Below are 14776 nucleotides of genomic sequence, written 5' to 3'. Positions count from 1 at the left end.
GATTGACAAAACCATCCCCGCACTCTAGAATAGGAGAGGAGTGATGCAGGCAGGAGGAACAGGTGGCTGGGACACAAGATCCAACACAACCGAAAAAAGAGAAGAAGGTACGCGAACCCAAAGACCCCAATCTACGGTGCAAAGCCTATAAGTTCAGGCTGTATCCGACACAAAAGCAGGTGGGCAAGCTCGAATGGATGCTGCGCCGCTGTAAAGAACTCTATAACGCTGCGATTGAAGAACGTCGAGAAGTCTATCGCATGTGCAGCATCTCCGTCTCCTATCGTATGCAAGCCGATCAGTTACCCGCCATCAAGCAATTGCGAGAAGAGTATCAAGGTCTCCATAGCCAGGTGCTTCAAGATGTGTTGAAGCGGCTTGATAGGGAAGATCAAAACTTGCACACACAAAAGGGAGGGCGAGCAATGGTATGCCATCGTGACCTGTAAATACCTGCATGATGCATCTCTGACCTTTCATCCCTCTGAGCAAGAGGTGGGCGTTGATCTGGGGGTCAAAGTCTTCGCGATGCTCTCGACGGGCGAGGCCATCGAGCATCCTCGGCACCTGCGAGAAGAAGAAAACACGATTGCCGCCCATCGCACGATTCACCGCCGCCACCGGGCCAAGAAAGCCCTCGCTATCGCCAGAACAAACATCTTGGGGCAGGAAGTGTCCCACAGGAGCCGGTCTCCTTGTGTGGAAAGGAACCCATCCTGTAGAAGCCCCTGCATTCCTGCATGGGGTGCTTCACAAACGTAATGTATGCCATTGCTGCGTATCTTTCTAGCGCGATATTCCGTGCTACCATTATATCCTTGCAAAAACAATAGAGCATAACGAAAGATGAGGACGCTATCGTGACGCATATTCGTGGAGTTATCCTTGATGTTGATGGAACGCTGGTCGATAGTAATGATGCCCATGCCCACTCCTGGGCTCAAGCAATGGCGGAAAACGGCCATCAAGTTCCCTTTGATAAAGTACGTCCATTGATCGGCATGGGCGGCGATAAGGTGTTGCCGGAAATGTTGGGAATTGCAAAAGATAGCGATGAAGGAAAAAAGATCAGCCAGCGGCGCAAGCAGATTTTTATGCAGCAATACCTGCCAACCCTCAAGCCGTTTCCCCATACAACCGATCTGCTTGAACGCATGCGGGATGCTGGTTTGACACTTGTCATTGCGACCTCAGCCGAACAGGACGAATTAAGCAAGCTGTTACAGGTTATCAGCCCCAACGCATCCGATCTCTTCAAACAGGAAACATCATCGAAGGATGCACCACGCTCCAAACCTGATCCCGATATCATGCATGCAGCGCTGCAACGTCTTGGTTGTCCTGCTTCACAGACGGTCATGCTAGGCGATACAGCCTATGATATCGAGGCGGCAGCAAAAGTGAACGTCCCGACGATTGCCCTGCGCTGCGGCGGCTGGAGCGACAACGATCTGCACGGAGCACTTGCCATTTACAACGATCCCGCCGACCTGCTCGCTCACTATGATCGGTCTCCGCTGGCTCAAGATGTTGCTTCGTTCAAATAGAAAAAAGCGGGATGGAAGGCAATCATGCCTCCATCCCGCTTTTTAGCGAGCATTTATTGCGGTGAAGCAAAGTAAGAGCGGAGATGCTCCCACTGCGTCATCAAGCGACTACGTACCTCGGAACCAGGATAGGGTGTATAGAGAAGCGCCAGCACAAAGCCAACAACCAGCCCCCAGCGGAACAGTGTGCGCGCCTGCTGACGTTTGCGCTGATAGCTAGCATACTGCTCCTGCACGGCACCTTTCGCACTTGCAGCGCTGGATGCCACCTGCTGCAAGCTCTGACTGGCCTTCTTTGTGCCCTGACCAAACAGATCTTGCGTCTTGCCCAGACCAGTTCCAACCGTGTCCTGCACACCCTGAAGGTTCTTCTGAGCCTTTTTCAAATTCTTCTGGGCTTGCTTTGCGCTTTTGGCCAGCGTATCCTGTGCCACGCTGACTCCCGTTTGTAAGACTGCTTGTGTGGCATCCCAGGTTGGCTTCAGAGTATCCTGCACCGTATCCTGAGCATTGCGCAGACTCTTGCGAGCGTTCTTACGGACGCGCTTGAGATCCTTTTTTGAGCGCTTCTGGTTATATTTCATCAATCCCTGCGCCAGAGCCAGACCTGCCAGAATCGCCGCCTGAGTTTTGGTGATGCCCATTTTGACGCGATCCTGTACCACATCCTTTGTGTTTGCATACGTTGACTGCGCCGTATCCTTCGCGCTTGCATACGTTGACTTCGCTACATCTACGGCTTTGTTCTTTGTGTCTTTCGCCTTATCACTGTTCGACCGGCTGAGTACGCTGATCTTTGCCATATATTCCCTCCATTTATCGCTTATGCACAACAACAAGCAACCTTTACGTTGTAGATTTATATCGTTCTACACGTCATAGCTTTCTCGCGTTACTTATATAAAGCACGGAGAATATACGCAGGCAGTTTCAACTCAACATCATGCGCCTCGCCCCATCGAACAATTATTCGCGTGCAAACACACGCGAATGCTGATCCAGAGCCTCCTGAAGATGCTCATCCCAGTAGTTCCAGGAATGATCGCCCGGATATTCAACATAGAGATGAGTCAAACCAACCTGCTCCATATGTGTATGTAATCGGCGGTTATGCTCCAGCAAGTAATCCTCCATCCCACAATCAAAAGCAATCTCAACTTTGTGCTCAGACTCTGCTAACTCCTCTGTGATGCGATAAATGTCTGCCTCAGCGGGATCAGGGCACACACCAATCAGCTCGTCGCGCTGGTGATAGACGCCAGAATGCGCCCAGATGGAGGAAAACAGCTCAGGATATTTGCAGCCCAGACGCATTGCTCCATAGCCCCCCATCGAGTTGCCACCAATCGCCCAGCGTCCAGCCTTCGCATGAAACGTTCTATTCACATGGTCGCGCAGATCCTCAATAATGAAATCCTCCATCATCTGCGCCCCCATTGATGAAAAGCTGGCTGCACCGAATTGGGGGTCGCAAGATTGAGATAAAACGTATTGCTGCCATCGGGGAGAATAACGATCATCGGCCTGTTGCGAGCATAGACGGCCACCTTCGTCTGCTGCAACCAGGAGTTATAATTATCACCATAGCCGTGCAACAGCAACATCACCGGAAACGGTCCCTCGCCACTATCGGGCAACAACGCGTTATACATGATCTTACGCTCAAGAATTTCACTCTCAAACTGGACAGTTGCAATGCTCATAAAAATAGGACGGCACGGTGCCGCCACTCCTTTCTCGCCACTGGATATTTGATCTATGCTGGGATCTCACACAGTATACATCAGATCTCACGCTCCAACGGTGAACAAGATAGCAATTTCGCCCGAAATGCGTTACCATAAGACAGATATCAATACAGATACGGCTTATTGAGGAAGGTGAATTCATGGTCATGACGACATCTCGCCGCTTCTGCTCAGATTGTGGAACTGAGAATCCAGCTCAGGGCCGCTTTTGTGTGGCCTGTGGCTTGCTCCTACATACAATAACTTCAGTACTGCCGCTCGATCATCTGTTGAAAGAGCGCTACCGTATCGTTGAGCATATCGGTAGCGGCGGCTTCGGCGAGGTGTACAAAGCGGTGGATACGCAGTTTGCCGAAAGAGTTGTGGCGATCAAGGCCATGAGCCAGAGCGGACTGAGTGCACAGGAGGCCGCTGAAGCAAGCGAGGCGTTCAAGCACGAGGCATTCTTGCTGGCAAAGCTGGTTCATCCCAATCTACCGGCTATCTACGATTACTTCGCGGAGCAGCACAGTTGGTATCTCGTGATGAGCTTTATAGAAGGCGAGACGCTAGAGGACTATCTCGCACAACCAGATGGCACCTTCCAGGTTGATGAGGTTCTCCAGATCGGCATAAGTCTCTGCTCGGTGCTGGAATACTTACATAATCGCCTGCCGCCAATCATCTTCCGCGACCTCAAACCCTCCAATATCATGCGCACGCCCGAGGGCCAACTGTACCTGATTGATTTTGGTATTGCACGCCTCTTCAAACAGGGACAGGCGCGCGACACGATGGCCCTCGGCTCTCCTGGCTATGCCGCACCCGAACAATACGGAAAGGGGCAATCCACGCCCCGTAGCGATATCTATAGCCTGGGCGCGACCCTGCATCAGCTGCTCAGTGGCCGCGATCCCGCCGAAGCTCCTTTTGTGTTCCCGCCGCTTATGCTTCCAGGCTATCCAGGTCTCGACGAACTGATCCTTCGCATGCTCGATAAAGACGCCAATCAGCGCCCCGGCAGCATGATGGAGGTGCGGCAAGAGCTACAACAGATCGCCAGCGGACGCCCACGTGGGCTGGCAGCCCGTGAAACACCACGACAGGCACCAATTTTTGTGGTCCCCAGTGCTGACGACAATCCTCCAGACATGAACTATACAGAAATGGGTTATGAGCGGGGCTCAATGGCCCAACAGGCTGAACAAAGGCAACAGCAGCAGCGACAGGAGTATTATCGCCCTCCTGTCGCACCGAAGCGTGGCCTGTCGCGTCGCAAGTTGCTGATAACGGGGGGCGCAGTGGGCCTGGGCATCCTGGCTTTCAATCTACTAAACAGACCTTCCCAGCGTCCACATCCACCAACAAATGTGGTTGTCGCGACGCCGACAGCAATGCCAGCAATACTCAAAGACTTTAACGGCGTGCAATTGCCCGATACGGCCCTGCTCTCCGTCGCCTGGTCTGCCGATGGGCAGAGTTACGCGGCGGGTGGCATCATGCCTGATAGCTTGAAGGTCTACAGTGCTGCCAACAATAAAGTATTGGCGTCATATAGTGGGCACACCGGCAGCATCTCCGCGCTCTCCTGGTCGCCCGATGGACATACCATCGCATCAGCAAGCTACGATACCACGGTGCAACTCTGGAATGCCACGAGCGGCGAGCATATCCTCTCTTATACCGATCACGCGGCTCCGGTCCTGGCTGTGTGCTGCTCACCCGATGGCAAGTTTGTGGCATCAGCGGATGCACTCCACGTGATTCATATCTGGAATGCGCAAACGGGTGCCACAGTCAAAGTACTCGGGCAGCATCGCGCTCAAGTGACATCGGTGGCATGGTCGCCCGATGGGATGTTACTCGCCTCGGCCAGCGCCGATAAAACCGTCAATGTCTGGGATGTGCGAACTGGTAGCGCCGTCATGACGTATGTCAATCATACCGATGTCGTTGAGGCGCTGGCATGGTCGCCCAATGGCAGACGTATCGCATCGGCCAGCGACGACAAGACGGTACAGGTCTGGAATGCCCTGAGCGGCACTGAGGCTGTCATCTACAAAAACGGAACATCACCAATCTGGAGCGTGGCGTGGTCGCCTGATGGACAATACATCGCCTCTGCATCCTGGGATACAACAGTCCAGATCTGGGATACAAACAAGAATATGGTTGTCTATAACTTTCACGGCCACTCTTCGCCAGTACTGGCCGTATCCTGGTCATCAACGGGACAGATCGCCTCTGTAGATCTTGGAGGCATAGTGCGTGTCTGGAAGCCGGAGGGCATTTAAGGATTGTCACGTGTTTTGCAGTCGTTTGACTGCAAAAGCAGGGAGAAAGAACAAAAGGGCCATTCATTCTCTTTCAGTAGAACCAGCCGAGATGGGAGAGGGGGATGCAGAATAGCCCATATCGTTCTATACGTAAAATGTTGCACGTTAGATCACTGTTCGACAGTGCTGATAGCGTCCTCATCTCATCAAGGGCGATGGGAATAAATAAATATAGATCAAATGTTTAGGTAGTGCGGACACTGGTAAGTTAGATTTATTTCCTTCCGCCCAATGAAAGACGAGGAATTTTCACGCATGACCAAACAAACAAGAGCCATTGTTGTTGTCGCTATGATGTTAGGGATGTTTCTGGCAGCTCTCGATACGACAATTGTTGGCACAGCAATGCCAAGCATAGTGGGAAAGTTGGGGGGAATTACGCTCTATTCATGGGTCTTTTCAGCGTATTTGTTGACCTCGACCACAACGGTCCCGATCTATGGGAAGCTGGCCGATCTGTATGGACGTAAGCCGCTCTACATCTTTGGCTCACTCCTTTTTCTGGTCGGTTCGGTGGCATGTGGATCAGCACAAACGATGGAGCAACTGATCATCTTCCGTGCCATTCAAGGGCTAGGAGCAGGTGCGGTTGTGCCGCTGGTACTCACTATCATCGGCGACATCTTCACATTGGAGGAGCGCGCACGAGTGCAGGGTCTCTTCAGCGGTGTCTGGGGTCTTTCCAGCATCGTTGGACCGGCGCTGGGTGGGCTGATCGTTGACCACTTCTCCTGGCACTGGGTCTTCTTCATCAACCTGCCCTTTGGCCTGATCTCCGTCCTGCTCGTCGTTATTGCGCTGAAAGAAAATGTTGAGCGCAAAAAACATCATCTGGACTACATTGGCACATTGACATTGACCGGCAGCATTGTCGCGCTCCTCTTTGCCCTTTTGCAAGGTGGCACGACCTGGGCATGGAACTCGCTTCCCAGCCTCGGCCTCTTCGCCGCAGCCATTGCGCTGCTCGCCCTCTTCCTGTATACAGAACTCAAAGCTGCCGAGCCTATTCTGCCACTGAGCCTGTTCAATAGCCGCATCATCTCGCTGTCCAGCGTGGGAGGATTGATTCTGGGCGTTGCGATGTTTGGCGTCACAACCTACGTGCCGCTCTTTGTTCAGGGTGTGCAGGGAGGCAGTGCCACCAATGCCGGAATTACGCTCGGGCCGATGCTGCTAGCATGGCCGGTTGCCGCGACCTTTAGCGGTAAGCTGATCATCCGCTACGGCTATCGCTTCACATCCCTGCTGGGAACCACTCTCACCGCGATTGGCGTCATCATGACGATGTTCTTCACCAAAGAAACGTCGCTGACCTTCATTGTGGTGGCGATGATTCTGACCGGAGCGGGCATGGGCTTTGCCAGCGTTGTCTATACACTAGCAGTGCAAAACTCGGTTCCCTGGAACCTGCGTGGCGTCGCCACCGCCTCGACTCAGTTTGTACGTACGATTGGCGGCACCATCGGCGTTGCAGTAATGGGAACGATCCTCAATGCACAAATGGCAGCGCTCTTCGCGCCCATCTTTTCGCGCTTTGCTTCGGTTGCACAACGCCTGCCGCACGATATCGCTCCCGCGAACGTCCTGCTCACCCCGGAGCTACGTGCAACGCTACCAGCCGCTTTTCTCAACCAGCTAGAACTTGCCCTTTCGCAAGCACTGTTCTGGGTCTATGCGCTAATCGTAGCACTGGCTCTGGCTGCGGTAGTAACGGTGTTTTTCTTGCCTGGTGGACGCGCCGAGAAATATACCTACAAAGAAGAAGGCGCAGAGATTGGAGAGGAACCGATCTCCGAACCACTGGCGCACCTGGGATAACCAAACAATTGGGAGGTGAAATTTCGCCTCCCTTTTTTGTAGAAAAAATCTCCTCTCATCGCCCTTCTCTCCGCTCTCTACGCCAAATTTCCTACATTCTCAAAATTGCCAGGGGATTCTGCAACCAGAACGCATCTTTCTGTATTCTACTTATTAGAAACGAAACAAACGGATTTGGAGTCGTCTTAGAAGGGAATGCATGGAACCTGTTAGCGAACCGTTGCCAGATTGTTTAGACATGAATCTACTGGCAAGCGACCTGAATCGCTATTTTCCATCACTGGTGTTGAATTTTCAACAGCGGCTCTATGCGTTTGCCCTGCGCTATACAGGTATTCCACAGGACGCCGAAGATATCACCCAGGAGGCATTTATTCGCGCCTACCATGCGCTGGCGGACTACCCCGCCGAGCGCATCCGTGCAATGAAGATGCAACCCTGGTTGTATAAGATCGTTTTGCATATCTGCTATCGCCACAACAGCAATAAACGCTTGCACTATACTTCGCTCGATCTGTCGGAAGAGCAGCAGATCTCGCTGGCACTCGAAAGCGACGAGCGCGGGCACCCAGAAAAAATGTTGGAGGAGCGAGAGGAGATACGCGAGCTGGAGGCCATGATCGCACGCCTCCCCGAACAATATCGCGTCGCCATCAGTTGTTACTATTTCGAAGAGCTGGGCTATCGCGAGATTGCAGAACTGCTCAACCAGCCAGTGGGCACCGTCAAGTCCAACGTCTATCGCGGCACACAACTCTTACGCAAGAGCCTGCAAGCTCAACAGTTCCTATAGGTAAAGAGAAAACAATGAAAGACAAAGAGCACAAAGAGTTGATCTCAGACAATCACGACAACGAACAGGGAGATCAGAAGCTTGCTGAATCAGCACAGGTTCCTCCCTCGCTCTTGCCGACTGTGCTACAACGACTTGGACTTTCTCCCGAAACTTCCAAACCCGAGATCTCTGTGATATCTGTAAAGGCCCTGGTTGAGCAACTACACAGCGCAGATTGGGAGGAGCGACTCAACGCCGTCCGTGCGCTGGAACGGCTGGAAAGTGGGGTTCCCGTCGAATTGCTGGCGACCAGCTTGAAAGACGACGATGCATCAGTACGGGCGGCTGCCCTCAGCGCATTGAGAAACGCCGGTCCCCATGTACCACTGCATCTGTTGGTCGCAGCACTACACGATCCCGACTGGCATGTACGCGAAATGGCGGTCCTCGCGCTCGGCAAGCAGGGGCGACGCGTCCCACAGGCTGTCTTGCAAACAGCCCTGCACGATGACGATCATATGGTCCGAGAGGCCGCTACCCTTGCCCTGCAATGGCATGCAACTAGCGTTGAGCTTGAAATTTCTGCTGCCTTCGAGGGGCAGCGATGGGAGCAACACATTATGCAACAAAAAGAGAGCCATCAAAACGGCCATACCACCAGCACCCTGTCTGACGAAGATCAGAATACGGTATCTATAGACTATAGCAGCGATACGAGCAGACCAATGCGCGTTCTCTACGAGCAGCAACAGGCCTATGCTGCTCAAAGTTCCACGCCCAACCAGCAATGGCAATCCCATACGCCACAGGAACCATCGAGCGGAGAGCAGGTGCAAATATATGCTCAAATGGAAGCTGAGCAGCCGCCATCTCAGGAGCAGATATACCAGGAACGAACGAGAGATCCGCAACCTGAACCTTCCTATGAGTATAACAGTGGCGCAACAACCGCTCACGGCGAGAAACTCACCAGTCTGCCCACTCGCTCACGACGCACTACAGGCTGGTGGATTGTGTTGCTTGTGATTGTTGCACTTGTCTTCTTTATGTTCGGTCGCGTCACCGATTCATCACCCGCGCCCTCGATCAGTATTGGGACATCTTCCATCAGTTCACAACAGGGCAAGGTAGCTTTTCCTTCTGATAATAAACTGATGCTGGATGATCAGTTTGCTTCTCAGGCACGCCAGGATATTGCCAGTGGCCTGAGCCTTTCACCTGATGATATCGCCAAACAACTCAACGCCGGAAGAACCCTACAGGAGATTGCGGCAGATCAGGGGGTAAACGTTGATCAACTGCACAAGATAGAACTCAACGCCATCTCTAATCTCATCAAAACAGAAGTGAAGGCCGGCAGAATGGATGAGAACGACGCTCAAAGCATGCTTCAGCGTTTTCAGGATAATCCCGATACTCTGGATAAGATCGCACAGATGCTCTTCCTTATGCCCGATACCATGCAAAATCCTGGCGGGCCAAAACAACCATAAAAAGATCACATGATAACAGGAAGCGGCGCTTGCTCCCATACACCGGACCTGTGAGCAAGCGCCGCTTTTTTTATGCATTCGTGCGAGAAGACCATCTCGGATTAAAGCCAGCCAACCACAGTATCCGATCATATGCGGTCAAGCATTGCATAACGGCAATCACACCAAACCAGAAGCCAGCCATGCCAGATCCAACAATATAGAAGCTCCATACCGCTCCCACAAAAACACCCATCTCCACGATCAAGCGCACCCATCCTGGCACCATCAACGGCCCTTTATCGGAGCGACCACGATCTCCCGCAACCGCTGGCAATCCCCAGAGCAGTGCCGCCAGCACGACAAAAACCAGCGCCAGCACCACCTTTAGAAAAAGGTTAGAGCCAAGATGCCAGCCCAGCATACCATAGGCGACCAGAGCTGCCAGCTCAAGCAAAAAGCGAACCGCAAGATTGATAGGATGCTGCGACATGGTTATCACCCCTTGTAAAACTTTCTCTTAGAACAGCTCTTAGCGGCTCGCGGCGGCTTGAGTAGCTTTTTCTTCGCGCTCCAACGTACGAACCATTTTCTCGATAGCGCGATCCATCGCAGCTAGTGGCTGTTCGAGTACAGGTCCGTGACCCACAGCCAACCGGGACGGCTCTAAAGCGCGCAATTTGCGTCCACTCGCTAATGCCAGCGGTTTATGCCAGGTTGCAAAAGCCGGCAGAGGAAAGAGTGGCACAAATGTTCCGCTGACAGCAACTCCGCCCTGCGTCTGGAAAGCGTCTCCTGCAATCAAGGTGCGATCGCGAACATCTAAAAAGGAGGCGTGTCCGGGCGTGTGACCGGGTGAGGCGACCACTTCAAGCGATCCGATGTGATCCCCCTCATGCAACAGCCGCGTTGGACGAGTTTTGCGCAGAGGATAGCCGCCACGCAACTTGTCTTTTGGCTCGTCATCGTCCATGCTCATATCCCCGCTGAGAAACCGTGCATCTCTAGCGGTGATCATCACTTCCGCATCAGGGAGCGCTGCATGCAGTTCGTCCAACGAGCCAACATGATCTACGTGTGCATGCGTCAAAACGATACGCTTGATGGGCTGTCCCAGCGATTGTGCCGCCTGAATAATGTGTTGCGCGCGTCCCTCGATAACGGTATCGATCAGCGTGAGCCCATCATCCTCGCGCACGAAATAGCAGTTCATGACACCCATAAACGTCACCTTCACAAGGTTATCGCCATGCTTTGTGATCTTCATCGCCAATACTCGCTTTCTCGAATCTCTTTATTTTCTAAGCAACGAAAGGTTTTATTTAATATGAATATATATTAATCTAATATCATTAGACTGTCAAGGGGTAAGACCTATGAAAATTGAGGCACAGCAATTTTGCAATTATGATAAAAACCGACCGTATGTTTCGTAATCCTCTGTCAAACCTCATTCATTGGTGCATTCAGAACATCCTCTGGGTGTGATTGAAGTGTGACAGAGGAGGAGTCGAGCGATTTAGAGCAGGCCGTTCTCGCGCGCGTAGATAGCGGCTTGTGTGCGGTCGCGGAGTCCTAGACGACTGAGGATGTTTGAAATATGGTTCTTAACCGTTCCCTCGCTAATTACCAGCGACAAGGCAATTTCGCGATTGGTGGCACCCTGGGCGATGAGGCGCAAAACCTCAATCTCGCGGCCCGTGAGATCTGGAACGTTACTCATCACAGCGGGATCGGGCGGTGAGGGAACTGGTTTAGTCGAGTGTGCCAGGGATGCAACTATCTTGCCCGCAACGGCTGGATCGAGTTGATAGATGCCTCTATGCGCGGTATGGACTGCGCGGGCGAGATCAGGCGCGGGAATATTTTTGAGCAGATAGCCACAGGCTCCGGCTCGTAACGCATCAATCACATACTCTTCGTCATCAAAAGTTGTGAGCATAAGCACCTGACAGCTCGGCAACTGGCGGCGTACCCGGCCAGTGGCAGCCACGCCATCCATCATGGGCATGCGCACATCCATCAAAATGACATCGGGACGCAACGCCAGCGCACGCTCAAGCGCTTCCTGACCGCTGGCGGCTGTTCCAACAACCTTGATGCCATCCTGAATGCTTAATAATGAAGCGATCCCATCGCGCATCAAGCGTTGATCGTCCACCACCAGCACGCGTACAGCCTGTTCCCGGGCATCCTCAAGCATCGTGTACTCCCTTCTTCACAAGCACAATTATAGCACAGATAAAAATACAGATTGCTATAAGCATTGTAAGGGGAGCAAGCTTGCACTATGCCGAAACAGGATGGGGAATATAGCTATCCTTCGGCGCTATCACCTTGAGCCTGGTGCCTTTACCTGGCATATTACCACTTCCGCGCTCACTCTCTATCGTCAGTGTGCCACCAATGACCTCTAAACGCTCCTGAATGCCTTGCAAGCCATAACCATCATACTGCACAGTGGGATCGAAGCCGCATCCATCGTCGTGCAAAGAGAGAACTGCTTCCTGCTCGTCAAAGTAAATATCGAGTTGCACAGTATGGGCCTGCGCATGCTTGCGTATATTGGTCAATCCCTCTTGAACTACACGATAGAGCGTAAGCAAGCGCTGCTTTGAAAAGCCCTCCTCGTGGCCCTCAACGCGCAAGGTGAGTTGGTATTGCTCGCTGCGAAACTGGTCAAGCAATGCGTTCATTGAGGGCCAGAAGGCGAATAGCTCCTCTGTTTGCCGGAGTGCGCCAACCGAGCGGCGAACATCTTGCAGCGCCTCGTTCGCCATACGCCTTGCATCGCCCACCGCACGGTCCGCCTCCTCAGGTTTCTTTTTGCGAAACGCCTGCGCCTTTTCTAGCTGCACGTTGATTACCGTCAAATAATGGCCCAGTGTATCGTGAATATCGCGTGCCAGCCGATTGCGCTCACGAGTAGCGGCAAGATCAGCAGCCTGCTCAGAATAGAGCTTGAGTTGTTGATGCGACGACTCCAGAGCAGCCAACAATCGCTCTGCACGCGCCCGGCTCGCCCTCTCAGTCAGCACAGCACGCGCCATCAGCAGCACAAACACGAGGCCAATCGTGAAGACAAACAGATACTCCATCTCGTTGGCGGTACTGAAGCTAAAAGAATGGCGCAACACATGCTTCAGCATGTAGATCAGCCAGGCAACAACAGCCAGCGCATAACCGGTGCGCATGCCAAAATAGAGGCAGGCGAGCAGAGGCAAGATGAGATAGAGGAATGGCGAAAAGCTAAAATGATCGATCTGGGCAACGGTTTCGATCAAGACGGCACGTGCAATCAGCAGACCGATGGCGGTCTTGCGTGGCGTCTCTTCGCCATAGCGCCAGTATTCCATACGATCAATACATAACAGGAGCAAGGTCGCAACGACACTCAAAACGATAGCCTGCTCACTGTGCATAACCGCTTTGCAGCCACAGTTAGAAAGCAGGTTATAGAAATACATTCCCAGCACACTTGGATAGAGAAAAGACGAAACAACATCGAAGGGTCGGGGAATAAACCACCATGCCCAGCGGCGGCGCTGCCCATCTGATCTGTATATCATAGCGGGGAATCTCTTTCCGTTGTTTACGCGAAGCACTGCTCATTCGTAGTTTTATTGTTCCGTACCTGAGCATAGTGTAGCAGAAAGCACCTTTCCCCTTCAATGTGCCAGAGGTCATATGACTTCTGACTGAACCAAAATTTTTGATCCTGACTACTCCATATAAATCGTGCAAATTTTCTGCTATACTTGAGAGAGCAGCATACACAATAATCAAGGAGAGTGCTTATAGAAATGTAGAACAGTCAGTACAGAATTACCAGTACAAATTGCTAGCACAGAAAGGACGCTGATATATGGCTTCAACCGGGATCGTGAAAGAGCAGGCGAGAGAGCAAAGTACACCAATTGGGGGCATTGGCTTTGATCGCTTGATGGCCGGACTAGCAGTTTTGTTTATCAGCGGTAATTATCTGGACGGCTGGGCACACTATCACGGCCTTGTAGATACTACCTTCTTTACGCCCTGGCACGCAGTCCTCTACTCAGCTTATTTTGTCAACGCTGTTGTGCTGGTAAGCGTGCTGCTGATCAATCATGCGCGAGGTTATTCCTGGCTCAAGGCACTACCCGATGGTTACGGCCTCTCGCTGCTGGGCGTTCCGCTCTTTCTTCTGGCCGGTGGAGGCGATCTAATCTGGCATACCCTCTTCGGCATCGAGGAGGGCATCGATCCGCTACTCAGTCCAACCCATCTCTTGCTCGCGCTGGGCGGTCTGTTGATCGTCAGCGGTCCTTTGCGCGCCTGTTGGCGACGCGCTACTCAGAAACACAGTTGGTCAACGCTGCTGCCCGTCGTTCTCACGCTGGGAGTGCTGCTTGGCATCTTCTCCTTCTTCACCAGCTTTGCGCATCCGGCAGTAGAGACAGATCTGCTCACCAGCTTGCCCTATACCGAAGAGAAAGGTTCCTGGGGTGCCGCCAGCGTCTTGCTGCAAAGCGCTATTCTCAGCGGGGTTGTTCTGTTTGCGTTGCGGCGCTGGCACCTGCCCCTGGAGCGCTGACACTCATGCTCACGCTCAACACAACGCTGATCAGTTTCTTTCAAGATGAATACACGCTGATCATCGCAACTCTGGTAGCCGGAGTAATCCTCGACTTGCTCTACTGGCGCTTGCGACCCTCAACGAAGCGTTTAGATGCCCTGCGCCTCTTCTCCTTCACCTTCCCGATTATCTATAATCTCTGCTTCTTCGTCACTGTCATGTTCACTCACGGCAACATCACCTGGACAGTCCATCTCTGGATGGGTGTGACCGTCATGTCTGGTGTGGCAGGGCTATTGCTCAGTTATCTAATGACCCCTCCTGTATCACCAGAACCGCTCTCTTTTTAATCATCCTCATCTATCAACCCTGAATATTCGTATTCTATTTAGCAGCATATTTCTCTACTTGCGCTTCACATTACTATGTCACAAGCAGGTGAAGCACAAGTAGAGGTCTTTCAGTGAGCAAACTAAAGCGACCGTACGCTCTGCCCTCAGGAAAGTCTCATTAGCGATTCAACTATGATGAGAAATATTAGGAGAA

General features: G+C 52.4%; 16 protein-coding genes. 9 read left to right on the top strand and 7 right to left on the bottom strand.

The genetic code is table 11. The features are described 5' to 3' along the window. Positions 1–62: 62 nt before the first annotated feature. The 3 genes from K3T83_RS23870 to K3T83_RS23860 all read left to right on the top strand — a co-directional run bounded on the left by K3T83_RS23870 (position 63) and on the right by K3T83_RS23860 (position 1547). The gene (locus K3T83_RS23870; protein WP_220205430.1) at positions 63–449 is read left to right on the top strand and encodes a helix-turn-helix domain-containing protein; all 387 of its coding nucleotides are present in this window, start codon (positions 63–65) and stop codon (positions 447–449) included. Next, on the top strand, positions 439–762 hold the full coding sequence (locus K3T83_RS23865) for a hypothetical protein (RefSeq protein ID WP_220205429.1): 324 nt from the start codon (positions 439–441) through the stop codon (positions 760–762). The genes K3T83_RS23870 and K3T83_RS23865 overlap by 11 nt, the downstream gene beginning before the upstream one ends. 98 nt (positions 763–860) lie before the next feature. Further along, positions 861–1547 carry an HAD family hydrolase gene (locus K3T83_RS23860; protein WP_220205428.1) on the top strand — a complete coding sequence of 229 codons (687 nt, stop codon included), beginning with the start codon at positions 861–863 and terminating at the stop codon, positions 1545–1547. A 53-nt stretch (positions 1548–1600) separates the two neighbouring features. On the opposite strand, the gene K3T83_RS23855 is transcribed toward K3T83_RS23860, so the two are convergent. The 3 genes from K3T83_RS23855 to K3T83_RS23845 form a co-directional block, all read right to left on the bottom strand. Continuing rightward, positions 1601–2350 carry a hypothetical protein gene (locus K3T83_RS23855; RefSeq protein WP_220205427.1) on the bottom strand — a complete coding sequence of 250 codons (750 nt, stop codon included), beginning with the start codon at positions 2348–2350 and terminating at the stop codon, positions 1601–1603. Positions 2351–2513: 163 nt separating this feature from the next. After that, entirely contained in the window at positions 2514–2972 is a 459-nt protein-coding gene (locus K3T83_RS23850) for an alpha/beta hydrolase (RefSeq protein ID WP_220205426.1), read from the bottom strand. Next, entirely contained in the window at positions 2969–3250 is a 282-nt protein-coding gene (locus K3T83_RS23845) for an alpha/beta hydrolase (protein ID WP_220205425.1), read from the bottom strand. Before K3T83_RS23845 ends, K3T83_RS23850 begins: the two co-directional genes overlap by 4 nt. A 185-nt stretch (positions 3251–3435) precedes the next feature. Here K3T83_RS23845 and K3T83_RS23840 point away from each other — a divergent pair, with 185 nt between their 5' ends. From K3T83_RS23840 to K3T83_RS23825, 4 genes are all read left to right on the top strand, one after another. Further along, positions 3436–5568 (top strand): WD40 repeat domain-containing serine/threonine protein kinase, encoded by a 2133-nt coding sequence (locus K3T83_RS23840; RefSeq protein WP_220205424.1) that lies wholly within the window; start codon positions 3436–3438, stop codon positions 5566–5568. A 297-nt stretch (positions 5569–5865) separates the two neighbouring features. Next, positions 5866–7428 carry an MDR family MFS transporter gene (locus K3T83_RS23835; protein WP_220205423.1) on the top strand — a complete coding sequence of 521 codons (1563 nt, stop codon included), beginning with the start codon at positions 5866–5868 and terminating at the stop codon, positions 7426–7428. Positions 7429–7627: 199 nt separating this feature from the next. After that, positions 7628–8221: an RNA polymerase sigma factor gene (locus tag K3T83_RS23830; protein ID WP_220205422.1), complete on the top strand. Its 594-nt coding sequence runs from the start codon at positions 7628–7630 to the stop codon at positions 8219–8221. A 14-nt stretch (positions 8222–8235) separates the two neighbouring features. Further along, a complete protein-coding gene (locus K3T83_RS23825; RefSeq protein WP_220205421.1) occupies positions 8236–9696 on the top strand; it encodes a HEAT repeat domain-containing protein in 1461 nt (486 codons plus the stop codon). Positions 9697–9766: 70 nt separating this feature from the next. Here the strand turns inward: K3T83_RS23825 and K3T83_RS23820 are convergent, their stop codons facing one another. The 4 genes from K3T83_RS23820 to K3T83_RS23805 form a co-directional block, all read right to left on the bottom strand. Next, positions 9767–10168, bottom strand: coding sequence for a YrdB family protein (locus tag K3T83_RS23820; protein ID WP_220205420.1), 402 nt, complete (start codon positions 10166–10168; stop codon positions 9767–9769). A gap of 39 nt (positions 10169–10207) precedes the next feature. After that, entirely contained in the window at positions 10208–10942 is a 735-nt protein-coding gene (locus tag K3T83_RS23815) for an MBL fold metallo-hydrolase (RefSeq protein WP_220205419.1), read from the bottom strand. 252 nt (positions 10943–11194) lie between these two features. Then, positions 11195–11878 (bottom strand): response regulator, encoded by a 684-nt coding sequence (locus K3T83_RS23810; RefSeq protein WP_220205418.1) that lies wholly within the window; start codon positions 11876–11878, stop codon positions 11195–11197. An 85-nt stretch (positions 11879–11963) separates the two neighbouring features. Then, positions 11964–13244: an ATP-binding protein gene (locus K3T83_RS23805; RefSeq protein WP_220205417.1), complete on the bottom strand. Its 1281-nt coding sequence runs from the start codon at positions 13242–13244 to the stop codon at positions 11964–11966. Between the two features lie 296 nt (positions 13245–13540). Between K3T83_RS23805 and K3T83_RS23800 the strand changes: the two genes are divergently transcribed. Together K3T83_RS23800 and K3T83_RS23795 are read left to right on the top strand one after the other, a co-directional pair. Then, a complete protein-coding gene (locus tag K3T83_RS23800; RefSeq protein ID WP_220205416.1) occupies positions 13541–14248 on the top strand; it encodes a hypothetical protein in 708 nt (235 codons plus the stop codon). Between the two features lie 5 nt (positions 14249–14253). After that, positions 14254–14580 (top strand): hypothetical protein, encoded by a 327-nt coding sequence (locus K3T83_RS23795; RefSeq protein ID WP_220205415.1) that lies wholly within the window; start codon positions 14254–14256, stop codon positions 14578–14580. The last annotated feature ends 196 nt before the right edge of the window (positions 14581–14776 follow it).

It is taken from the genome of Reticulibacter mediterranei, from assembly GCF_016587455.1.
This window is presented reverse-complemented; position numbering and strand designations above follow the sequence as displayed.